The 23,422-nt window shown below is 48.1% G+C and carries 21 protein-coding genes and 1 pseudogene; 11 read left to right on the plus strand and 11 right to left on the minus strand.

Annotation, left to right across the window (positions count from 1 at the left end):
* Positions 1-16: 16 nt before the first annotated feature.
* The 5 genes and pseudogenes from mnmG to BKN38_RS00785 all read left to right on the plus strand — a co-directional run.
* Positions 17-2,116 (plus strand): annotated as a pseudogene (gene mnmG / locus BKN38_RS11565) (tRNA uridine-5-carboxymethylaminomethyl(34) synthesis enzyme MnmG); the annotation flags it as partial.
* Between the two features lie 130 nt (positions 2,117-2,246).
* Positions 2,247-3,578 carry a succinyl-diaminopimelate desuccinylase gene (dapE, locus tag BKN38_RS00770; RefSeq protein ID WP_066456969.1) on the plus strand — a complete coding sequence of 444 codons (1,332 nt, stop codon included), beginning with the start codon at positions 2,247-2,249 and terminating at the stop codon, positions 3,576-3,578.
* Between the two features lie 75 nt (positions 3,579-3,653).
* On the plus strand, positions 3,654-3,809 hold the full coding sequence (locus BKN38_RS10870; RefSeq protein ID WP_156528236.1) for a hypothetical protein: 156 nt from the start codon (positions 3,654-3,656) through the stop codon (positions 3,807-3,809).
* Positions 3,810-3,866: 57 nt separating this feature from the next.
* Positions 3,867-4,796 carry a DnaJ C-terminal domain-containing protein gene (locus BKN38_RS00780; RefSeq protein WP_070957645.1) on the plus strand — a complete coding sequence of 310 codons (930 nt, stop codon included), beginning with the start codon at positions 3,867-3,869 and terminating at the stop codon, positions 4,794-4,796.
* Positions 4,797-4,896: 100 nt separating this feature from the next.
* The gene (locus BKN38_RS00785) at positions 4,897-5,247 is read left to right on the plus strand and encodes a heat shock protein transcriptional repressor HspR (RefSeq protein WP_066456961.1); all 351 of its coding nucleotides are present in this window, start codon (positions 4,897-4,899) and stop codon (positions 5,245-5,247) included.
* A 565-nt stretch (positions 5,248-5,812) separates the two neighbouring features.
* Here the strand turns inward: BKN38_RS00785 and hypD are convergent.
* The 9 genes from hypD to metG all read right to left on the minus strand — a co-directional run bounded on the left by hypD (position 5,813) and on the right by metG (position 15,387).
* Positions 5,813-6,913 (minus strand): hydrogenase formation protein HypD, encoded by a 1,101-nt coding sequence (gene hypD, locus BKN38_RS00790; RefSeq protein ID WP_066454725.1) that lies wholly within the window; start codon positions 6,911-6,913, stop codon positions 5,813-5,815.
* A gap of 308 nt (positions 6,914-7,221) precedes the next feature.
* Positions 7,222-7,773: a DUF2147 domain-containing protein gene (locus BKN38_RS00795; RefSeq protein WP_233712823.1), complete on the minus strand. Its 552-nt coding sequence runs from the start codon at positions 7,771-7,773 to the stop codon at positions 7,222-7,224.
* Entirely contained in the window at positions 7,770-8,027 is a 258-nt protein-coding gene (locus tag BKN38_RS00800) for a HypC/HybG/HupF family hydrogenase formation chaperone (protein ID WP_066454658.1), read from the minus strand. The genes BKN38_RS00795 and BKN38_RS00800 overlap by 4 nt, the downstream gene beginning before the upstream one ends.
* A 31-nt stretch (positions 8,028-8,058) precedes the next feature.
* Positions 8,059-8,763 carry a hydrogenase nickel incorporation protein HypB gene (gene hypB / locus BKN38_RS00805; protein ID WP_066454660.1) on the minus strand — a complete coding sequence of 235 codons (705 nt, stop codon included), beginning with the start codon at positions 8,761-8,763 and terminating at the stop codon, positions 8,059-8,061.
* A 178-nt stretch (positions 8,764-8,941) separates the two neighbouring features.
* The gene (locus BKN38_RS00810; protein WP_066454661.1) at positions 8,942-10,156 is read right to left on the minus strand and encodes a glycosyltransferase; all 1,215 of its coding nucleotides are present in this window, start codon (positions 10,154-10,156) and stop codon (positions 8,942-8,944) included.
* Positions 10,156-10,602 (minus strand): hypothetical protein, encoded by a 447-nt coding sequence (locus BKN38_RS00815; RefSeq protein WP_066454666.1) that lies wholly within the window; start codon positions 10,600-10,602, stop codon positions 10,156-10,158. Before BKN38_RS00815 ends, BKN38_RS00810 begins: the two co-directional genes overlap by 1 nt.
* 10 nt (positions 10,603-10,612) lie before the next feature.
* Entirely contained in the window at positions 10,613-12,130 is a 1,518-nt protein-coding gene (locus tag BKN38_RS11570) for a DUF1698 domain-containing protein (RefSeq protein ID WP_233712824.1), read from the minus strand.
* Between the two features lie 24 nt (positions 12,131-12,154).
* On the minus strand, positions 12,155-13,201 hold the full coding sequence (locus tag BKN38_RS00825) for a hypothetical protein (RefSeq protein WP_066454673.1): 1,047 nt from the start codon (positions 13,199-13,201) through the stop codon (positions 12,155-12,157).
* A gap of 8 nt (positions 13,202-13,209) precedes the next feature.
* Positions 13,210-15,387, minus strand: a complete 2,178-nt coding sequence (gene metG, locus BKN38_RS00830) for a methionine--tRNA ligase subunit beta (protein ID WP_070957648.1) — start codon at positions 15,385-15,387, stop codon at positions 13,210-13,212.
* A 76-nt stretch (positions 15,388-15,463) separates the two neighbouring features.
* Between metG and BKN38_RS11400 the strand changes: the two genes are divergently transcribed.
* The 3 genes from BKN38_RS11400 to BKN38_RS00840 all read left to right on the plus strand — a co-directional run bounded on the left by BKN38_RS11400 (position 15,464) and on the right by BKN38_RS00840 (position 18,033).
* On the plus strand, positions 15,464-15,607 hold the full coding sequence (locus BKN38_RS11400) for a hypothetical protein (RefSeq protein ID WP_156528126.1): 144 nt from the start codon (positions 15,464-15,466) through the stop codon (positions 15,605-15,607).
* Between the two features lie 122 nt (positions 15,608-15,729).
* A complete protein-coding gene (locus BKN38_RS00835) occupies positions 15,730-16,899 on the plus strand; it encodes a NifS family cysteine desulfurase (protein WP_066454676.1) in 1,170 nt (389 codons plus the stop codon).
* Positions 16,900-17,052: 153 nt separating this feature from the next.
* Complete coding sequence (locus tag BKN38_RS00840) at positions 17,053-18,033, plus strand: iron-sulfur cluster assembly scaffold protein (protein WP_066454677.1); 981 nt, start codon at positions 17,053-17,055, stop codon at positions 18,031-18,033.
* Positions 18,034-18,453: 420 nt separating this feature from the next.
* On the opposite strand, the gene BKN38_RS00845 is transcribed toward BKN38_RS00840, so the two are convergent.
* Together BKN38_RS00845 and BKN38_RS00850 are read right to left on the minus strand one after the other, a co-directional pair.
* Entirely contained in the window at positions 18,454-19,995 is a 1,542-nt protein-coding gene (locus tag BKN38_RS00845; protein WP_066454679.1) for a S1 RNA-binding domain-containing protein, read from the minus strand.
* Between the two features lie 12 nt (positions 19,996-20,007).
* On the minus strand, positions 20,008-20,466 hold the full coding sequence (locus BKN38_RS00850; RefSeq protein WP_066454682.1) for a GatB/YqeY domain-containing protein: 459 nt from the start codon (positions 20,464-20,466) through the stop codon (positions 20,008-20,010).
* Positions 20,467-20,489: 23 nt separating this feature from the next.
* On the opposite strand from BKN38_RS00850, the gene BKN38_RS00855 reads away from it, so the two are divergent.
* From BKN38_RS00855 to BKN38_RS00865, 3 genes are all read left to right on the plus strand, one after another.
* Positions 20,490-20,702, plus strand: a complete 213-nt coding sequence (locus tag BKN38_RS00855) for a hypothetical protein (protein ID WP_066454684.1) — start codon at positions 20,490-20,492, stop codon at positions 20,700-20,702.
* 137 nt (positions 20,703-20,839) lie between these two features.
* On the plus strand, positions 20,840-22,291 hold the full coding sequence (locus BKN38_RS00860) for an LLM class flavin-dependent oxidoreductase (RefSeq protein WP_066454686.1): 1,452 nt from the start codon (positions 20,840-20,842) through the stop codon (positions 22,289-22,291).
* On the plus strand, positions 22,281-23,414 hold the full coding sequence (locus tag BKN38_RS00865) for a RimK family alpha-L-glutamate ligase (RefSeq protein ID WP_066454688.1): 1,134 nt from the start codon (positions 22,281-22,283) through the stop codon (positions 23,412-23,414). Before BKN38_RS00860 ends, BKN38_RS00865 begins: the two co-directional genes overlap by 11 nt.
* The last annotated feature ends 8 nt before the right edge of the window (positions 23,415-23,422 follow it).

Here is a 23,422-nt window from a genome sequence, read left to right on the forward strand (position 1 = left end):
GCATATCGCCGCTAGCATGGGCGCTAGGGTGCATCTGCTAACCACGCTTGTCGAAAACATCGCGCTTGCTAGCTGCAACCCGGCTATCGGTGGGCTTGGCAAGGGGCATCTGACAAAAGAGATAGACGCGCTTGGCGGTGTGATGGGTATCATCACGGATAATTGCGGGATACAATATCGCACGCTAAACGCCTCCAAAGGACCTGCGGTGCGGGGCACACGCGCGCAAATCGATATGGATAAATACAGAATCTATGCGCGAAATCTAGCGCTTAATACACCAAATCTAAGCGTGTCGCAAGAAATGGCGCAAGAGATTTTGCTGGAATCTGGCGAGGCGGAATCTAGCGAGGTAGATTCTGCGCGCGCGGATTCTAGCGCGGGCTTTGGGGGCGTGGATTCTGGAGAAGCAGAATCTAGCAAAGCAGAATCTAAGAAAATGGAATCTAAAAAGGCGGATTCTGGCGATTTGGATTCTGGCACAGAACCCACAAGCGCAGAATCCGCCAGCGCCACCAGCCACCCGCGCATTTGCGGCGTGCGCACCAACATCGGCAAAACCTACACCGCGCACAAAATCATCATAACCACTGGCACATTTTTGCGCGGGCTCGCGCATATCGGGGAAAACAAAATCCCAAACGGGCGCTTTGGCGAGAGCGCGAGTGTGACGCTAAGCGAGAATCTAGCCGCGCTTGGCTTGCGTATGGGGCGGCTAAAAACGGGGACTTGCCCTAGAGTCGATGGGCGCAGTATCGATTTTTCGCGGCTTGAGCGGCATGAGGGCGATGAGAATCCGCCGCATTTTAGCTACCACACTAGAGATTTTCATCCTACGCAGCTGCCTTGCTTTGTGACTTATACCAATGAGCGCACGCACACGCTTATCCGCGATAACTTTCACCGCGCGCCGCTTTTCACCGGGCAGATAGAGGGTGTGGGACCGCGCTACTGCCCTAGCATCGAGGATAAAATCAACCGCTTTGCTGACAAAGAAAGACACCAGCTATTCCTAGAGCCACAGACGCAGGATGCCAGCGAATACTACATAAATGGGCTTTCGACCTCGCTCCCTTTTGATGTGCAAGAGCGCGTCATCGCGTCTATCGAGGGGCTAGAAAACGCGCGCATTACGCGATATGGCTATGCGATAGAGTATGACTATGTCGATCCTACCGAGCTTTTGCATACTTTGGAGTGCAAAAAAATAGCGGGGCTTTATTTGGCTGGGCAGATAAATGGCACGACAGGCTATGAAGAAGCCGGCGCACTGGGGCTTATGGCGGGTATCAATGCCACGCTAGCGCTGCAAAAAATAATGCCCGCTAGATTCTCCTATGCGCTAGAATCCTTCGTGCTTAGGCGCGATGAGGGCTATATCGGCGTGATGATAGATGATCTCGTGACAAAAGGCACCAAAGAGCCTTATCGGGTTTTCACCTCGCGCGCGGAGTATCGGCTGCTTTTGCGCGAGGATAATGCGCTTTTGCGCTTGTGCGAGTATGCGCGGGCATTTGGCACGATAGATGAGGATGCGTATCACCAAATCACGCGCGATAAAGAGGACATAAAAATCGCGCTAGAATTCTTAGAATCTTGCGCGCTCACGCCTTCTAAGGCGACGAATGCGTTTTTGCGCGGGATAAATCAAGCAGAGATAAATGACAAAACAAATGCTATGCTCATCATCGGGCGTGATGGGTTTGGCGCGGCAAATGGTGGCTTGAGTGGCGCGGCTGGTGATGGTGCGGGCGATGTGGCTGGTGGCGCGGGCGATAATGCAGCGGGCGATAAGGTTAGCGATTTGTCGAGCGATTTTGCGGCGTTTGAGAAGTTTGCTAGAGATGAGTTGAGACTAGAAAATGTCCCAGCCTTTGGCGCGATGAGTGCGCGCGCACTAGAGCAGATAAAGATCGAATGCAAATACCACAGCTACATACAAAAACAGCAGGATTCTATCGCCAATATGCGCTCGATGCTATCTGTGGAGATTCCGGAGGATTTCGTGTATAGCGGGATTTCTGGGCTCTCACTTGAGGTGATAGAAAAGCTAAGCAACATGCGCCCGCGCACGCTTTTTGACGCGAGCAAAATAAGCGGGATCACGCCAGCAAGCCTTGATGTGCTGCATCTCTATATACATCTACGCACAAAAGCGGGCGGAAAAGGTGGCGCAAATGTGGATTCTGGTGCAAAGGTAGATTCTGGCACAAATGCGGATTCTAGCGCAAAAATAAAGGCAAAAAATGGATAAAACACAAGAATCTAGAAAACAGCAATGCGTGGAGTTTTTGCAAGAGCTTTTGCGATACAAAACTATCACGCCAGATGAATGCGGAATCTATGAGGTGATAAAATCGCGACTCGCGCGCGCTGGGTTTGCGTTTCTCCACATAGATGAGGGCGGGGTGAAAAATCTTTTTGTCTATCGTTTGGCGGACGCAAATTTGACAAAAAAAGATTTGGCAAAAAAAGATAATTTGGATTCTGGTGTGGATTCTAGCACGCGCGCAGAATCTAGCGCGCAAATACTAGAATCCAGCGCAAACAGCACGCATTTTTGCTTCATGGGGCATGTGGATGTCGTGCCGGTAGGGGAGGGCTGGAGCGCGGATGCCTTTGGCGCGGAGGTGAAAGATGGCTTTGTGTATGGGCGCGGCGCGCAGGATATGAAAGGCGGCGTGGCGGCTTTTGTATGTGCGATGTGTGATTTTATCGAGGATTTTGAAGCTGGCAGGCTAGAATCTAGTCTAGATTCTAGCGATTTAGATTCTGGCGCGCAAACTCCCTGCCTGCCTAGTCTTTCTATCTTGCTTACAAGCGATGAGGAGGGTGAGGGGACTTATGGCACGCGATATGTGCTAGAAGAGCTAAAGGCGCGCGGGCTACTGCCAAATAGCGCGATAGTCGCCGAGCCTACTTGTGTAGAAAAGCTTGGCGATACGATAAAAATCGGGCGGCGCGGCTCGATAAATGGTGTGCTAAAAATCATCGGCAAGCAAGGGCATGTCGCCTACCCAGAAAAGTGCATAAACCCGCTAGAAGCACTCGGCGCGCATTTGCGCGACATTGCCGGCGCGAAGCTAGATAGTGGCAGTGAGTATTTCAAGCCCTCACAAATCATCATCACCGACATCCGCGGCGGCTTAGAGGCGGTAAATGTGACGCCTAGCGAAGTAAAAATCATGTTTAACATCCGCAATTCCCCGCTAACAAGCCTGCAAAGCGTAGAATCCTACCTACAAAACATCATAGCAAAAATCAAGCAAAACGCGCCAGCAGCGCAATGCGAGCTAACGCTAAAACAAAGCGCAAAGCCTTTCATCACCAAAGCGGATTCTGTGCTAGTAAGCATGCTAGAAAAAAGCATAGAATCTATATGCGGCGTGCGCGCGGAGCGAAGCACTAGCGGGGGGACGAGCGATGCGAGATTTTGCGCGGAGTATGGCATCGATGCGGTGGAGTTTGGCGTGTGTAATGACAGAATCCACGCAGTCGATGAGCGCGTGAAAATCGATGAAATAGCGGGGCTTTATAGCGTGTTTTATGCGTTTTTGGCAAAAGTGGCTGGGGCGTGATAGCCAAGCGATTGGCTAAGCGCTTACTAAGGTAATTTGGCTAGGCGGCGGCTTGGCGTAGCTAGCGCAGTAAATTTGAAAAACAAAATCGCGGAATCCAAAATCTGCGCGCGGCTTTGGCTTGCGAGCTTGCTAGCTTTGGATTCTGCTAGTTTAGATTCTGGCGGCTTTGCAGATTCTCGCATTTTTGTTTTACCAGAATCTAAAAATATGCAAAGATTGATACTATAACGCTAAAGTTTTATGATACAATATCGCTAAATATTTATAAAATACAAGGAGCGCAATATGAGTAAAAGCCTCTATCAAACCCTAGAAATAAGCGAAAACGCCAGCCAAGATGACATCAAAAAAGCCTATCGCAAGCTGGCGCGCAAATACCACCCCGACATCAACAAAGAAAAAGAAGCCGAGGAAAAATTCAAAGAAATAAACGCCGCGTATGAGATTTTGAGCGATGAGAAAAAGCGCGCGCAATACGATCAGTTTGGCGATAGTATGTTTGGCGGGCAAAATTTCAGCGATTTCGCGAGAGCGCAAGGCGGGGCTGGCGGGATAAATCTCGATGATATTTTGAGTCAGATTTTTGGCGGAGGATTTGGCGGCGCTAGAGGCGGAGGCTTTGGCGGATTTGGAGGCGGAGGTGGCGGCTTTGGAGGCTCTAGTTTTGGCGGATTTGGCGGCTTTGGCGGAGGATTTGAAGAAGATCTAGACATCGAGGCAAATCTCACCATCCCCTTTGAGCTAGCTGTGCTTGGTGGCAAACACAAAATCACGATAAATAGAGAGCAAATCGACTTCAAAATCCCAGAGGGCATAAGTGAGGGCAAAAAAGTGCGCGTCAAAGGCAAGGGCAAGGCATCAAGGGCTGGCGGTGCGCGCGGTGATCTGCTGCTAAAAATCCACATCGAGCCGAGCGAAAAATACGAGCGCGATGGCGATGATTTGATCGCTAGCTTTGATGTGCCGCTTGGCGTGGCGCTTTTTGGCGGGAAAGTCAGCGTGCAGACTTTGCGCAAAAAAGTGTCGCTAAAAATCCCGCCCAACACCAAAAACACGCAACGCTTCCGTCTCAAAGAACTAGGCGTAAAAAACCTAAAAAATGGCAGCATGGGTGATCTATACTTGCGCGCAAACATCATAAACCCGCCGCTTGAAAGCCTATCAAGCGAGCTGCAAGAGATGCTAAAAAAAGAGCTTTTGGGCAATGAGAAGTAGATTTGGCGTGTGGCGCGAAAAGGTGTCAGACGGGCGATAATAAGGAGAAAGGCAGTGCAAAACTGCCAAAAGCGCTAAATAGGCGATAAAAGGAGAATAAATGTATAGCTATGATGAGCCGGTGTATCTTATAAGCGTAGTAGCCAAAATCCTAGAAATCCACCCCCAAACCCTGCGCCAATACGAAAAAGAAGGGCTCATAGAGCCCGGCAGGACGGAGGGCAAAATGCGCCTCTACTCACAGCACGACATTGACAAAATAAAGGCGATTTTGCGCCTCACGCGCGATTTGGGCGTGAATCGCGCGGGCGTGGATATCATACTGCGGCTAAAAGAGCGCCTCGATGAGCTAGACCAGATAAACGAAGACCTGCGAGCCAGCGCATCCAAATCAAACAGCGTCGCCATCAAACAAAGCTCATATGAGATGATAATTTTTAAGGGAAAGTGATTGCGCTATGTGTTGGCCAGAGATTAGTGCGTATATTTACGAACATGCGAGTAGACTTGCATCACGTTAGTGATTATTTTAGGCAACTAAGCAAAATAGATAGAATCTAAAACGCTAAAATAAAAATATAAAATTTATATACTAAAAAAATTCAAGCAGCACAAATGTAGATTCTAGCACAGGATCCAAAATAATAGGTGCAAAAGTGCAACAAGCCAAAACGTAAAAGATAGGCTATTTATTACTACAAAACTTTACGAGGAAGCAATCTTATTTCAAACATAAAAACTTTTAGCTTGCAGAGCAGTCTTTGATACAATATCAAATGATACACATATATTGCAATTGTCCATTTTAGCCAACAAGGGTAAAAACTAGATTCTGGCATTTTATTTATTAAGCTGCTTCATCTAGCTAAATTTTTACCAAACTTCAAACCACCACAATAACGGCATATTCTAGCAATTTGCTAGTCTAATTTAAGATTTTTGTGTCATTACAAAAAACCTTAAACCTTTATAAATTAAATAATCTCCTTGATTAACAATCTCCTAGTCTTAATTGTTTATGCTATGCCATATTTGTAGTAAGCGGCGCAGGCGCCCTCGCTGCTTACCATGCAGCTTCCTAGCGGGTGCTCTGGCGTGCAGGATTTGCCAAACACTTTGCAATCAAGCGGCTTTGCCACGCCGCGCAGTATGTCGCCGCAGCGGCAGGCTTTGTTGTCTTTTATCGGCTCGGTGCTAAGGATGCTGGCAAACACCTTTTCTGCATCATACGCGCTATATGCGTCTTTTAGCTTTAGCGCAGAATGTGGTATCTCCCCAAGCCCGCGCCACTCAAAAGATGCGCGCGACTCGAAATACTCCTGCATGAGACTCTGCGCCTTTAGATTCCCTTCCCAATCCACCGCGCGCGCATACTGCACCTCTAGGCGCGGCTCGCCACTCACCGCCTGCCTTGCTATCATCAAAATACTTTGCATCATATCCACCGGCTCAAACCCCGACACAACGATTGGCAGGCGGTATTTTTCAAGCAGTGGTTGGTAGATTTTCGCGCCCGCTATGACGCTCACATGAGAGGGCGCGATGAGCGCGTTTATCGCGCAGTTAGTGTCAGAGAGTATCGCTTCAAGCGGTGGCGGGACTAGCACATGGTTTATGTGAAACAAAAGATTTGTCACACCAGAATCTATCGCGCGCGCGAGCAGTGCGGCACTCATGGGTGTCGTCGTCTCAAATCCGATGGCAAAATACACGACCTTTTTTTGCGGATTTTGCCTAGCGATGTCTAGGGCTTGCATCGGCGAATACACAAATCGCACATCCGCCCCCTTTGAGCGCGCATCTTGCAGGCTTCCAAAGCTGCCGGGCACTTTTAGCATATCGCCAAGCGTGATGAGTATCACATCTTTTTGCATGGCGATTTCATAGGCTTGATTTATGCGATTTTTTGGCATGATGCACACGGGGCAGCCCGGACCATGGATACACTCGATGTTTGGCGGCAGGAGGTGGGTGAGCCCATAGCGCATGAGCGTGTGCGTGTGCCCGCCGCAAACTTCCATCATTTTGATAGGCGTCTCTAGCTTTTGTGCTGTGATTTCTATCTGCTTGGCAAGTGCCAATATCGCGTCTTTGTCGCGGAATCCTTCTAGCAGCAGCCTCGTGTCTAGCGTGGGGACAGGCGTTTTGTGGGCTTTGGATGCTTTTGCGGGCGCGCTTTTTGTGGTGGAGTTTGCGCGGGCGGATTCTGCTAGATTTTTGGATTCTGCGGATTGTGTGGATTCTGCAACGCAGCTAGATTTTGTGGGCGTAGAATCTAAAGTAGATTCTGCTAGGCTTTTGGATTTTACAATGCTAGATTTTGCGCGCGCAGAATCCAACCCAGAATCTAGTCCAGAGTCCCCATTGCCGCGCGCCTCTAGCACATCGCGTGTATCGCGTGTATTGTTTTGCACGCTGCTCTTGCCTATTTAAATTCTTGCGGAAGCGTTTCAAACGACTCCTCCACCACGCTAAAAGGCGGCTTCTCGCCCTCGTATTTTTCTATCTGCTCTTGAGTGAGTGGCGTCCAAGTGAGCGTTTGCCCCATGATTCCGGCTTTGTCGATGCTCGCGCGCAAAATCAGCTTGCCATCTTTTTCTTTGGTGATTTTTAGGTTATAGGTTTTGCCATTGTCATAGTTATACACCTCGCCACCTTTGAACTCACCCTTGCCAGCCTCTTTTAGCCCATAGACAAACACGCTTCCTTTATCCACGCGCTCGCGCAGTGCGGGGTTTGGATTGATGCTATCTTTTTTAGGTCCGCTGCCATCGACATTGGCAAAGCCATAGGCATAATACTTCCCGCCACGCTCGAAAAACTCCACCACACTTTGGCGCCCGCTATCGCCCACATGGGTTAGATAATACCCCTTCAGCTCATCCGCACCAAGCGCTACAAAAGCGCCAAATAGCGCGCCAAACGCCGCCACACTCGCAAACTTACTCGCAATTCCACTTGCCATTTTTACCTTCATTTATACTCCTCATCGATGTATTCATCTTCCATATCAGCGATTATCTGCTCATAGAGCTTTATGGATTCTAGCGCGGATTCTGTGTCGATTTTACTCATCACATATCCGATATGTAGCAGCACATACTCGCCCACCTCCACCTCATCTTGCATGAGATCAAGGCTCGCTTGGCGCGACACGCCCATCGTCTCTATAGTCGCGGTGTTGGTAGCCTTGTCGATAGCAATCACCTTTGATGGAATAGCCAAGCACATACTCTCTCCTTATAGCCTTATCGCGATTCGCTCAAAAAGAATGCCTAGAATGATAGCCTGCACTCCTAGAATCTACAATAAATTCTTTGAACTTTTCGATGCTTTTTGCATCTTTTGTGCTGGTTAGGAATATAGGCACTTTTGATTTTAGTGTGTCAAGGTCGGCGCGCACGCGCTCTATGGAGAATCCAAACACCTCGCACAAATCCGCTTTGGAGATGACAACCGCATCCGCGCAAAGAAACATACTAGGATATTTCAGCACCTTGTCATCGCCCTCCGGCGTGGATAGCAGCACGATATTTAGATGCGCACCTAGGTCATAGCTAGCCGGGCAGACTAGATTCCCGACATTCTCGATAAAAAGATACTCCGCATCCGCCAGCGCACCGCGCGTCTTTAGCGCCTCATACGCGCGCTCTATCATAGCAGCCTCTAGGTGGCATGCCTCGCCGGTTAGAATCTGATGCGCTTTTATGCCTTTTTGCTCGAGCCTATCTGCATCACGATTTGTCTGCAAATCCCCTTCGATCACGCAGAATCTAAAATCTTTCATCCCAGCAAGATTCTCCAAAAGCGTGGTTTTGCCGCTGCCCGGGCTTGACATGAGATTTATCGTATAGAGTTTGTCGTGAGCGTATTTTTCTCGCAATTCATTGGCTTTTTTGTCGTTTTGACTTAGGATTTTTTCTACAATTTGGATGGATTTTTGACTCAAATTGGGGTTGTTTGGCATGGATGCTCCTAAAATATTTTTTGCATTTTAGCATTTTGTTCTTATGTTTGGCAGTTTTTATTTTATATAAAAATCCTTGCGGATTTTTCTTTGGATTTGCTTCGAGTTTTTGTCTCTTAACAATGACAGCAAAAGACAAGCATAGTAAAACTTCTTTGGCAATAATAGGCTGCTGTGCTTAATCCTGCCATTTTTGTTTGTAGAAATCAATTGCCTTTTTATACATCTCTATCGCTTTTTTTATCGAGGATTCTAGCGTGTAGTTTTGCGCGGAGGCGGCGTATTGCGCGCCCATTTTTAGCCGCTCTTCTTCATGCTCTATCCAATAGCTTATTTTCTCGCTCAAATCATTCGCATCGCCAGCTTTAAAAAGAGAGCGATTATCCAGCGCAAACTGCCCTGTGGCAGAAATCTTGGAATCTGAAATAATAGGCACAATCCCACATCCAACCGCTTCAAGACACGCTATCGCCTCGCCCTCGACATCCGCGGCATGTATGTATAAATGCGTGCCATGCAGCACTTTCACAAGCTCCTCTGGCGCCACAAAGCCAAAATCCACTTCATTTGGCAAAATCTTTGCAAGCTTTTTAAGCTTAGATTCTATGGGTCCGATGCCTTTGAGATGCAGTTTTATGCGATTTTTGTAAGGGTTTTGGGCGATGGCTTTGATGATCAAATCTTGACGCTTTTCTTTGGAATAGCGCCCAACCATAGTGATATGATAAAATCCATCGCCAGCATCGCTTGAAGCGCTTGAAATATCAGAAGCGCGCGAGGTGCTAGAATCCGGCAAAACACTAGAATCCATAATAGGCGCCGCCAGCGGCGTCTCTCTTGGCGCAAATTTTGGATCAAATCCATTGGAGATGACAAACTTTTCGCCACCATACCCCGCGCGCTCTATCTCTTCTTTGATAAGCTTTGAAGGGCAGTGGATATGCGAGATATGCCGATAAAATCGATATTTAAACAGCCAAAAGATAAATTTATTTAGCAGTGCGACTTTTTGCAATCCGATGTTATAAGTCACATGCTCTGGCTGGAGGTGAAATGCCGCGATATAGGGGATTTTCATCCGTTTGGCTACCTTTGTCGCGACTATTTCTAGTTTGAAAGGCAAAAACAAATGCACCACATCCGCCCCTTCAAATGCCCTCTCTAGCACCTTTTCATCCGGCGCGCCAAACATCATATGCTGCGCGTGGGAAATCTCTGTGACAAGCGGGATGTAGCGCTCTTTGATGCGATACATATGCTCGCCATTGATATAAGGCGCCACCACGCGCACCTCATGCCCCCTAGCACGCAGCGCATCGCAAAATCGCGCCGCTGTCATCGAAGTGCCATTGCTTTTATCCGCGAAGCTATCCACCACCAGCACGATTTTCACTACACGCCCTTTTGGTCATCTTTGAGCTTGAGTTTGAAAAGCTTTTTGTCAAAGATTACGATATAAAACAAGCCTTCAAAGATTTTGATATTTAGCACAAATCCCTCTACTTTCACCTCGCATTTACGCATATCGCCTAGCACGGTTTTGGCTCTAAACTCCACGATTTGGTTTGTCTCTACGGGTGCTAGAAACTTCACATCAGAGCCGATGATGATAGAGTGCTTTTTGTTTATCGCGCAAAGTGCCGCAAAGCCCGCCGATGCTTGCAAAAATCCGGTGTGCGTGATGCCAGATTCTACCTCCATGTCTTCTTTGGTGGTGAGTGTGACTTGCGCGACATCCGCCCCTAGCGATGTGACTTGCCCGCAAAAATGCGGATTTATCGATGCGCCAACTACGCGATCATCTGGGAGATACGCGACTTGCAATTCTTCTTCATCCATGTTTTACTCCTTATTTTTTTATGGCTTTGACATAGGCCCTCTTGGGCGCTGGGTAGCCTTCTATGGTTTTGCGCTCATCAAGCGGGTCTAGGAAAGATTCTAGGCTCATAGAGTCAATCCACGCGCTTTTGCGCTGCTCTTGCGTAGTCGTAGGCATCACGCAAAGCAGCTCCACATCCACAAATCCGCATCGCTCAAGCCAGCCAAAAAGCGCTTTTATCGTGGGGATAAAATATACATTGCTCATTTTAGCATAACTTTTTGGCACGCTTAGCACGATATCTAGCTCTGATAATGCGCTAGATTCTGGCTTGCTAAGCGCCTTTGGAAGCAAATCTTGAGGCTCAAAAATAAGCGTATCAATAAACGCCACACCGCCGCGCTCAAGGCTTTTGGCAAGGGATTTTAGCGTGGAGAAAACATCGCTTCGATGATACAAAACGCCTAGGCAAAACACCACATCAAAGCGTCTTTTTGCCTGCGCGGTGTAGTCTGGCAAATCCTGCACGCCAAGCAGCTCATAAGAAATGGGCGCATCTATGAAGTGGCGCAGGAAGCAAAACTGGCAAAAAAATAGCGCGCTTGGGTCAAAGCCAATGATTTGCGCTGGGGCTTGCGCGCCCGTGGCGTGTGGCGCGGCGTGGCTGGCAAAGGCGCTAGAATCTAAAAAAGTCGGCGCGCTTGCAGAATCTAAAGCGAGATTGCTAGCAGAATCCAAAGCAGAATCTTTAATAGAATCCACCATAGAATCCATAGCAAACATATAAAAGCCATTGTTGCAGCCCACATCCGCGATATGCGCGCCGCTTAGATTTGCGTGTGGCGCTAGCAAATCCCATTTGGCAAAACTTTGCCATTCGCTATCGATATAAAGCCTCCCGCGCGCGCTTTGTAAAAAAAATGGCCCCTTACGCCAAGATTTCAGCATAAAAGCTAGCAGCGCGATGATATCAAACGCGCAAACTTTGCCAGAATCGCCAAAATTGCTAGAATCTACAGAACCCAAAGGGCGCTGATACGCCACGCGCGCGCTTATCGCGCTGATGAGCGCCAGAATCTTATCTTTTAAAGATAGCTTGGAGATGGATTCTGGCAGCGCGGATTCTGGCAACGCGGATTCTGGATTAGATTCTGCATTTTTGGATTCTGCGCTAGAATCCACATTTTCGCGCCCCGCGCTAGAATCCATGCCAAAACTCGCTTGAGAATCCACGCCAGAATCCAGCCTTATATTTCTAGCGACATACTCCACCCACTCGCTAAGCCATGCGATTTTGCCAACCTCTAGCACGCGCTCTAGATTCTCATCATAAATATGCACGCCTTTGGCATACAGCACCTTCGCGCCGCCGCGCGGGATGATATCGCCTAGATTCTCGATGCAATGCCACAAAGGCGCAATATGTTTGGCGTTTAAAAGATGCGCGTTTGTTATATCCGCGCTCTTTATATCTGCGCCACTTGCCGCGTTCGCGCTCTTTGCCACATTTGCGCCACTTGCCACATTCGCACTATCTAGATTCTGCATTTGCGCCACTTATAAGATTTGCGCCTAGAAAAGTGCCGGGACATACTCTTGCGTGCTTTGCTTTAGCACAAACGCAAGCCCCTGCGTGCCTATCCCAAACACCAGCACGAAATTATAAGGCGTATTGCGAAGCAGCGCTGGCAGTTCATTGGAAGAGTCATAAGTCGTGGATTCTAGCGGATGGTGGTTTTGCTCCTCATAAAGCGCGTAGATGTCTTTGTCTTTTTCATCTAGCAGTGTTGGGAGAAACATCGCCACGCGCGCCCATTTCGCCTGCTCGTTCAAAAACGCTGCATAGCGCAAAAATATGTTTTTGTCATTTGTGGGGATTATCACGCGATTGCTGCTGCCAAAGGGCAGGATTTTGGCATCTTGTGTGAGCGAGATAGGCAAAAGCTGCGCGATTGGCTCAAAATAAGAGAAGCTAAAGTTAATGCCCTCACGCGCGCACATATCCACCACGCCAGCAAGCTCTGGCAAAAACACGCAAGGCAGCTGTATCTGGTAAGAATGCAGCTTGTAATAAAATTTGCTCTCAAACATCGGATGTGGCGTGATGACATCAAAAGGCATGGTTTGTGGCGCGACGCAGGGGGTGGATTCTAGTGCTAGGTCGAGAATCTGGGGCGATTTGGCGATGATGATTCGCGGGCGGGTGGATTCTAGGATGTCTAGCAAATCGATAGGATCATCATCAAAAAACAGCACGCTTTTATCGCGGATGATGGTTTTTGCGATCTCGTATTCTATGGCGTTTAGGGCTAGCATTTTGATGTTTTGGCTTAGGATTTCATAGCGCACGCAGCGGATTATCGCGTGATTTATGGATTCTACTTTTATCCAAGCGATTTCTTCATCGCTCATTTGCGTTTGGAAAAATTTATCAAACACGATGCCAAACGCGCCTTTTTGGATGGCAGAATCTATCTGCAAAGGATCGGCGGCGAAAAATAGCGAGCCTCTTTGCACGCATTCTAAGCGCGTGGTAAATCCCTCAAAACTGCCAATCGCGGGCGAATTTATCAGCTCTCCATTGATGATTTCAACCGCTTGATGAACCCTAATCGTCATACTTCGCACTAGCTAACTTTGCTCCCGTTTTTTCTCTTTTGGCTAAGCACCAGCAGTGATAAGCCATTTTCGTCTTTACTAGCAAGTATCATTCCATAGCTGTAATGCCCCATGATTTTGGCGGGTTTGAGGTTGGCGATGAGGCAGATTTGCATGCCTATAAGCTTTTCTGGCGCGTAAAACTCGGCGATGCCCGATAGCACCACGCGCGGAGCCGCCTCGCCGATATCTACTTCTAAGCGCAAAAGTCGGCTAGATTTTGGCAAAGGCTCTGCGCGCAAAATCTCGCCCACGCGGATGTCAAGCTTCGCAAAATCAGCTATGGAGACTTCGGCGATGCCTTCGGTGGCGGCGTTTGCTGTGGCGTGCGCGCTGGATTCTGCTTTTTTGGATTCTGCGCTAGAAGCTATTTTTTCAGAATCCACTTTTGCGCCACTTTGCGCACCTTGCGTATTTTGCGCGTTTTGCGTATAGCTTTCATCGATAAGCAGATTCTCGATTTTGGGAAAAAGGGGCGGGATTTTTTGCAATGTCACAGAATCTAGATTCTCCCCCTTTCGCACAAATTTTGCAAACGCATTAGCATCCGCCTCCACGCCAAACACGCTTAAAAGCTTGCAAGCAATGCGCGGCATTATTGGATAGAGGCAGATTCCAAAGCGCACAAGCGAGTTTGCTATGAGTGAGAGTAGCGCGTTTAGCTCCGCTATTTTACCCTCTTTTTGCAGATTCCACGGCTCGTATTTGGCGATGGATTGGTTGCATATCTGCAAAATGCGCCACAAATCCTCGATGTAGCCTTTGAGATTCATAGCCTTTATGTGCGCTGGCAGGGCGTCTAGGATGCGCGCTATCTCGCTTGCTTCTTTGGTGTAGATTTTGGCATGATCGCACGCATCTAGGCGCAGGGCGCTGTATTTTTCGCTCATCCCTAGCAGGCGGTTTAAAAGATTGCCTAGATCGTTTGCAAGCTCGGAGTTTATGCGCTCTACTAAGCCTTTTTGGCTAAAATCGCCATCTTGCCCAAAAGGCGCTTCTCTAAGCAGATAATACCGCAGATTCTCCACGCCATAGGCGTTTGCAAACTCTTTTGGATTGATGACATTACCTAGGCTTTTGCTCATTTTCGCGCCATCCCTCATCCACCAGCCATGCGCGTAGATATGCTTTGGCAGTGGGAGATTGAGGCTCATCAAAAACGCAGGCCAATACACCGCATGAAAGCGCAAAATATCCTTACCCACGATATGCGTGGCGTTTTGCCAATACTCTTTTTGTGCTTTTTGCGAGCGGGTGGATTTGGTGGATTTGGCGCTAGAATCCGCAGAGTTTGCGCTAGAATCCGCATTTTTGGATTCTGCGCTAGAATCTGTATTTTCATCTGCATAAAACCCAAGCGCGCTTAGATAGTTAAACAGCGCATCAAGCCACACATAAGCGATATGCTTTTTGGTAGGCGTTTTTGCGCCCGCATTTTTGCTATTTGCGCTAGATTCTACGCCCCCAGAATCTGCCCCGCCAAATTTAGTAGCCACGCTAGGCAGATTCACACCCCACTCAAAGCTCGTGCGCGATATGGAGAGATCTTGCAACCCGCCCTCTACAAAGCGTATCACTTCATTTTTGCGATAGTTTGGCAGTATCACATCATCGCTGCTTTTATACCACTCTAGCAGTTTGTCTTGATACCTGCTTAGCGCGAAAAAATAGCTTTCTTCTTTGATTTTGATAAGCGGTTTGTTGCCTGCGCAATCGGGGCAAATGCCATTTTCCACACCGGTAAAAAAGCTCTCGCAGCTCACGCAATAATCGCCCTCATACTCGCCCAAATACACATCGCCATTTTCACAAAGCTTCTCAAACACGCGCACCACAGCGTCTTTGTGATAGTCATAAGTCGTGCGTATGAAGTAGTCATAATCGATCTCTAGCTCATCCCAAAGCGCCCTAAACACCGCGCTTATCTCATCGGTGTAGGCTTGGGGGCTTTTGTTTCTGGCGCGCGCGGACTGCTCGATTTTCTGCCCGTGCTCATCTGTGCCTGTCAGCAAAAACACATCGCTACCAGCAAGCGTTTTGTATTTTTTGAGCGTGTCGGCGATGATAGTCGTGTAGGCATGCCCGATATGTGGCACATCATTGACATAATAAATAGGCGTGGAGATAAATTCTTTTTTTTGCTTCATTTGTTTTGTCCTTTTTGTGTTAGTTTGCGCGCTTACTTGTTTGCGCTGGTTTGATTCGCGCAATTATAAGGCTTCTATGCTTAAAGACACAAGGCTTAATATGCAAGTGGATTTTCTGCAAATCGCCCAAAACGCCGCCCAAGCGCGACAAAATCGCCCCAAAACGCCTCATATTAAAATAGAGTCTCATTATCCGCGCATTTTTTTGGCTACACATTAGAAAACCTGCGCTATAATCGCCCCGCAATTTAAGTTTATTTTAATCTAAAACTTTAAATCACACGATAATCAGCCATTTCATCGCCACTTTTTGCAATGTAAATTTATCATTTAGGAGAGAGAATGCAAAAGAGAATCTACCTCGATAATAACGCCACTACCATGGTCGATCCCAAGGTAAAAGAGGCGATGGATCCGTTTTTTTGCGAGCATTATGGGAATCCAAATAGCTTGCATAAATTTGGCACAGAGACGCACCCAGCCATAGCAGATGCGCTGGAGAAGCTCTATAATGGCATAAATGCGCGCGATGAGGATGATATTATCATCACATCTTGTGCGACAGAGTCCAATAACTGGGCGCTAAAAGGCGTGTATTTTGACCTCATCCACAATGGCGCCAAAAACCACATCATAACCACTGATGTCGAGCATCCAGCTGTGGGCGCGACTTGCGATTTTCTAGAGAGTCTAGGTGTGAATATCACGCGCCTAAAGGTCAATAAACATGGCAATATCTTTAAAGAGCAAGTAGAAGAGGCCATCACTGATAAAACCGCGCTTGTAAGCGTGATGTGGGCAAATAACGAAACCGGCGCGATTTTCCCTATCGAAGAAATCGGCGCTATTTGCAAGCAAAGAGGCGTGCTTTTCCACACAGACGCGGTGCAGGCTATCGGCAAAATCCCTGTGGATGTGGAAACAGCAAATGTCGATTTGCTAAGCTTTAGCGCGCATAAATTCCATGGGCCAAAAGGCATCGGCGCGCTTTATATAAGAAAAGGCGTCGAGCTCACACCTTTGCTTCATGGCGGCGAGCATATGCGCGGGCGACGAAGCGGCACGCTAAATGTCCCCTATATCGTGGGTATGGGCGAGGCGATGAAGCTGGCGGTGGATTATCTAGACTATGAAAATAGCTATGTCAAAGCCCTGCGTGACAAGCTAGAATTCGGACTGCTAGAGATAAAAGATGTATCCGTGATAGGCGATATCAAACACCGCGTGCCAAACACGATCCTCGTAAGCGTCAAAGGGATCGAGGGCGAAGCGATGCTATGGGATCTAAATAAAGCTGGTATCGCTTGCTCTACAGGAAGTGCGTGCGCTAGCGAGGATCTCGAGGCAAACCCCATCATGGTAGCGGTGGGTGCGGACAAAGAGCTAGCACATACCGCGATACGCATCTCGCTTGGGAGATTTAACACGCAAGAAGACATCGACTACACGCTAGAGGCGTTTAGAAAGGCAGTCGAGCGACTACGCAATATCTCTAGCTCGTATGATGCGTAAAAGCGCGCTTTAAGCATGCGCGAGAATCTGGAGCCGAGAATCTAAAACATTAGAATCTAGATTCTGCTAGATTCTTGTATATTTGGATTCTGGCGCGATTGACGCAAATAAGGTGCGACAAACACAAACAACGACAACAAAAAGGATAAAATAATGGCAAAAAACGAACTCATAGGAGGCGCCCTCTGGGACGCTTATAGCAAAAAAGTAGCAGATAGGATGGATAATCCCACGCATCTAGGCGTCATCACGCAAGCCCAAGCCGATGAAAAGGGCGCGAAGCTCATCGTAGCCGATTATGGCGCAGAATCTTGCGGCGATGCGGTGCGGCTGTATTGGCTGGTGGATGCAAATGACAAAATCATCGATGCGAAATTCAAAAGCTTTGGCTGTGGGACGGCTATCGCTAGTAGCGATATGATGGTAGAACTCTGCCTTGGCAAAACCGTGCAAGAAGCGGTAAAAATCACAAACCTTGATGTAGAGCACGCCCTGCGCGATGACCCAGACACCCCAGCGGTGCCGGGGCAAAAAATGCACTGCTCTGTCATGGCGTATGATGTCATCAAAAAAGCAGCCGGGATGTATCTAGGCAAAAGTGCTGAAGATTTTGAAGATGAAATCATCGTGTGCGAATGCGCGCGCGTGAGCCTCTCTACCATAAAAGAAGTGATAAAGCTAAATGACCTAAAAAGTGTCGAGGAAATCACACAATACACCAAAGCGGGCGCGTTTTGCAAAAGCTGCGTGAAGCCCGGCGGTCACGAGCAAAGAGAGTATTATCTAGTTGATATTTTGGCTGATGTGCGCGCAGAGATAGACGCGCAGAATCTAAAAAGCAAGCTAGAAAAGCAAAGCAGCGGGGAAGCGAGCTTTGCTGAAATGACGATGGTGCAAAAGGTAAAGCTTGTGGATAAAACTATCGATGAGACCGTGCGCCCGATGCTTATGATGGATGGCGGGGATATGGAGATTTTGGATATCAAGGACACAAGCGATGGCTTTATCGATATCTACATCCGCTATATGGGCGCGTGCGATGGATGCGCGAGTGCGAGCACTGGCACGCTTTTTGCCATAGAGCAAGTGCTGCAAGAAAGGCTAGATCCCAAAATCCGCGTGCTGCCTATTTAATTTGATTTGGCTTAGTTGGGTTTGCTTGGATTTGGCTTTAATTCTGGATTGGATTTGGCTTTGATTCTAGATTGGATTGGTTTTGGCTTGGCTCGGCTCGGCTTTAATTTAATTTTGCCTTGCTTTGATTCAATTTGATTTAGGGCGCCTTACTTTTATTTGCTTTGATTTAGGCTGCCTTGCTCTAGTTTAGTTTAACTTGGGTTGCTTTACTTTTGCGCGCGCTTTAAGCTTGGCTAGCTTTTGGGCTAGCCAAGCACTTTTGATCTTGCTTGCAATGTTGGTATTTACCTATTTGCGTTAATTTTGTGTGCATATTACCCCTTGCGCACCTTCCCCCTAATTGCGCATATATTTTTTGACATATTTCACAAATACAAATCTGCAAAGATTGCAAAATTCAAAGCTTTTGTTAAAAAATTATTTTAGGATAATCTCTTTTTGTGGGATTAGGGTGATTTTTTGTGCTTTGAGGAGCTCGGTTAGGGCGCGTTTGAGTGCCTTTTTGCTGATGCCAAAAAGCGCGTTTATGGATTCTGGGCTGGAGTCATAATGCACGCCAAGCCGCCCGCCATTTTCTCGCAAGCGCTCTAGAATCTTTTGCGCATCACTTTTGGCACTGCTAGCACTTCGCAATGTCAAATCTAGCCTGCCATCTTCGCGCACTTTTTGGATAAACGCGACGCCCTCTTTGCCTATCTCTAAGCCGAAGTGGCTTATATCTAGCGTGTTTTGCGCGCACTTGCTGTCGGTGGCGTATATCAAGCCATAATACCGCCCTTCCACCACGCAAGACACGCCAAGCGGGCTTACTTCATAGGGCAGGATTTTTACCTTTTTGCCCCGCTGTGCTTGCGCTTTGCCCTCATGCGCTATTTTGTAGGGCGCTAGTGCCTCTTTGATGCCGCGTTTGGCGATGAGGCGCCCGGATTTATCAAGGCTAATATATACCGCGATTTTGGGAGCAGAATCTACACTAGAATCTAGCGAGGCGGATTCTAGTGTAGTGGATTCTGGCGCATATTTCTGCGCGTTTTTGCTAGGCATAAAAATATCTTTGTCAATCCCAAGATCCAAAAACAAGCCATTGCTAGCTATGCTTACCACGCGCAAAAACGCCAGCTCGCCAAGCGTGGCAAAGGGCGTCTGCGTCGTAGCCACAGGGCGATCGAGCGAGTCGGTATAGACAAAAGCTGGCACGATGTCGCCCACTTGCATTTGTGGCGTGCAAAATTTCTGCGGCAGCAAAACTTCGGTGATTTGGTGGCTGGCGAAGTTTGGAATGGCGTTTTTTAAAAATACGCGGGATTCTGATGCGCGGGATTTGGCGGCGCGCGCGTTTGCGCTAGAATCTTTTTTGCCAGAATCCAAAACGCTAGCATCCAAAAAGTCTGCGTTTAAAATTTTAGATTCTGCGATATTTTGCGCTTTTGGCATTATGAGATACGCGCCATGGTCGCTAAATCTGGCGATTTCTAGCGCGCTTATTATGCCTATTGGTATGCCTTGCGCGCTATTATTTTGGCGAGGATTTTGCTTTGTGGGATTTGTATGTTTTGGCGATGTGGCGCGCGACTCGCTTGATTTATAAGGCATTTGTGATTTGTGAGATTGCGATTTATGTGGCGTGCGCGATTTGGATTCTGATGTATTTTTGCTAGATTTTGGCATCCTAGAATCTAAACTAGATTTTGCGCCTGCTCTAGAATCTACGCTCCTAGAATCCGCGCTTACCCTAGAATCCGCGCCCGCAGAATCTAAATCTCGCGCCGCGCCAGCCATTGACTTAGCCGCTTTGGCCGCTTTAGCCGCCGCATCCATATCAAACGCCCTTTTATGCACTTTGCCAGCATTGGTTTGCCCCGCGCCTGCTGGGTGCGATTTGTTTTGCCCCGTGTTTATCGGGCGGGCATTCATTTGGCGCGCGTTTGCTGGGCGCGTATTCCTTGCGCGCGGATTCATTGTTTGCGCCTTCTAGCCCAGCTGATTTAGCAGCGTTTTCACCATTTCAGAGATTCTGCGTCCATCGGCGACTTCGCTTAGCGCCTTGCTAGCGCCCATCACTTTGCCCATGTCTTTGGGGCTACTCGCGCCCACTTGCGCGATGATTTCTTTGAGTTTAGATTCTAGCTCGGCATCGCTTAGCTGCTGTGGCAGATAGCGCAAAATGACTTCCATCTCCTTGCTCTCGCGCTCAAAAAGATCCGCGCGCCCGGCTTCTTTGTAGGATTCTGCGGCGTCTTGGCGCTGTTTGTAGGCGGTTTTTAGGATTTTGATGACTTTGGCATCATCTAGCACCTCGCGCGTATCGACTTCGACTTGCTTTATCGCCGCATTTAGCATGCGTATCGTATCGCGCAGAAACTCATCTTTTGCCTTCATTGCTTCTTTTAGATCAGCGCTTAGGCGCGCTTTTATGCTTGATTCGCTCATTTTTTTCCTTTATTTGGTTATTTGTGAAGCGCGTATTATATCCAAATCACAAGGCAGAATCTAAATATTTCGCGCATTGGCAAATTTTTGACTTCTCAAACCCAGAATCTAAAAATCAGCAAACACAATATGTGTTTAAAAGTAACACACCAGCAAAATTTTTGCAAAAATTTGCAAACACATATTGTGTTTATACAAAAAATTGCTACAATGCCAGCATATTTTACAAGACTTAAGTGGGCGCGACGCCCAAATGCAAGCCAGATTCTAGCCTAGATTCTAGGGATTCTTAGGAATTCTTGGGAACTCTTCAGAATTCTTGGGACTCTAGGATTCTTTGCGATTCTGGCATCAACCAAAAAGGAGAATCCAAATGGGTAAAAATCAAAAACAAATCAGCTTTAATGCGTTTGAGATGAATTGTATATCGCATTTGAGCCCGGGGCTTTGGCGCTATCCGGGCGATGAGGCGCTCAAATACAAAGATATCGAGTATTGGCAAAATATCGCCAAAATCGCGGAGAAAGGGCTCTTTGATGCGGTGTTTATCGCGGATGTTTTGGGCGTGTATGATATCTATGGTGGCAATGACATAGGCGCGCTAAAAACAGCGCTCCAAGTGCCGGTAAATGACCCCACACAGCTCGCTGTCATCGGCGCTGCGGTGACGAAGCACATAGGCTTTGGCGTGACAGCGGGTGTGCCTTTTGAGCATCCTTTTCCTTTCGCGCGTCGGCTTAGCACGCTAGATCATCTCACCAAAGGGCGCGTGGGCTGGAATATCGTCACAGGCTACCTCCCAAGCGCCAACAAAAACATGGGCGCTAGCGAGCTGCCGCATGATGAGCGCTATGAGCTAGCGGATGAGTATATGGAGGTGATTTATAAGCTGCTGGAGGGTAGCTGGGAGGATGATGCGGTGATTTTGGATAGGAAAACGGGCGATTTTGCCAATCCTAGCAAAATCCACCACATAGGCCATCATGGCAAATATTTCGATGTGCCCGGAATCCATGTCTGCGAGCCAAGCCCCCAGCGCACGCCCGTGCTTTTCCAAGCGGGCAACTCGCCGCGCGGGCGTAAGTTTGCTGCGACGCATGCGGAGGCGATTTTCATCGCGCCACCCACCAAAGAATACGCCAAAGTCGCAGTAAAACAAGTGCGCGATGCGCTAGTGGCAGCCGGCAGAGATCCATATAGTGCCAAAATCTACTTGCTAGCCACGATAATCACTGATGAGACGCAGAATCTAGCGCAGGCGAAATACAATGATTTGCTAAAATATGCAAGCGTAGAGGGCTCTTTGGTGATAAATTCTGGCTGGCTGGGCGTGGATTTGAGCCGATATGAGCTAGATGACCCGCTAAGCAATATCAAATCAAACGCGATGGTCGCGCAAGTAGAAGCGCTAAGCAACTCCACCACCGATGATGGCAGAGTCTGGACACTGCGCGATCTTATAAAGCTAACAGGTGTTGGTTGCCAAGGACCAAAATTTGTCGGCAGTCCCGCGCAAGTAGCAGACACACTGCAAGAAGTCATCGCGTATTCTGATGCGGATGGGTTCAACCTAGCCTATGCCACGACACCGGGGACATTTAGCGATGTGGTGGAGTTTATCGTGCCAGAGCTGCAAAAGCGCGGCGTGTATAAGCAAAGCTACACGCAAGGCAGCCTGCGCCACAAGCTATTTGGCAAAGGCGATAGGCTAGGAAGCGAGCATATCGGCGCGCGCTATCGCGTAGGTGGCGCGAAATCCACGATAAACGATTTCGCCGGCACCGGCAGAATCAAAGGCAAAAAGGAGAATGAATATGTCATCTAACAAATCTCAACTCTACAACAATCTCAAAAAAGGGATCTATATCATACATGAAAATAGCGAGTGGATTCCGCCTTTCAAAGAGGCTTTTGCACGCGCTGGTATAAGTGGAATAGAATCTAGTGGCGCAGAATCTAATAACGCAGCCAATAAGGCAGAATCCAGCGAAGTAGCTTTTGGTGAAATCGACTTGACAAAAGGCAGCATCGATTTAGATTCTGCGCCGCCAGAGGGGGTGTTTTGGAGCAGACTTAGTGCTTCTAGCCACACGCGCGATCATGCCTTTTCCAAAGAATATGGGCGCGCGCTTCTCTCATGGCTAGAATCCTATGGGCGCTGCGTAATAAATGGCTCAAGCGTGCTAGAGCTAGAAGTAAGCAAAGTGCGCCAATATCTAGCGCTAAGTCGCGCGGGATTCCGCACGCCAAAGACGATAGCCGCTTTTGGCAAAGATGAGATAATAAGCGCCGCCAAAGAGATAGAATCCCGCTTTGGCACGCCTTTTATCACCAAACATAACCAAGGCGGCAAGGGCTTAGGCGTGAAGCGGTTTGAAAGTGTCAGCGAGCTAAAAGAGTATGTAGAATCTAGCGCGTTTGAAGAGCCAATTGATGGCATCACACTTTTGCAAGAATACATCCCTTCCAAAGAGCCTTTTATCACGCGCGCAGAGTTTATCGATGCGAAGTTTCACTACGCAGTGCGCGTGGATACGAGTGGCGGGGCGTTTGAGCTATGCCCGGCGGATGCGTGCGATATAGAGCGCGCGCAAAAGGTGGATTCTGGCGATTTGGATTCTAGCAAGCTAAATTCTAGCGCGCGACTGCCAGAGCTAGCCAGCGCGGCGTGTGAGGTAGGCAGCGGGGATAAATTCCGCGTGCGAGAAGAGATAACCAGCGACACGCCCCTCATAAGACAGCTAGAAACATTTTTCAAAGCGCAAAAAATACAAATCGCAGGCATCGAGTTTATAGAATCTAAAAGTGGTGAAATAGTCGTGTATGACATCAACACCAACACCAACTACAACGGCGCGCTAGAATCTAGCCTACGCCAAAAGGGCGCGCAATGCGCAGCAGATAGAGTGGTGGAGTTTTTGCGCGAGCAATACGCCAAAATCCGCTAAACGATAAC

The sequence above is a fragment of the Helicobacter sp. CLO-3 genome, assembly GCF_001854545.1.
Lineage (GTDB): Bacteria > Campylobacterota > Campylobacteria > Campylobacterales > Helicobacteraceae > Helicobacter_B.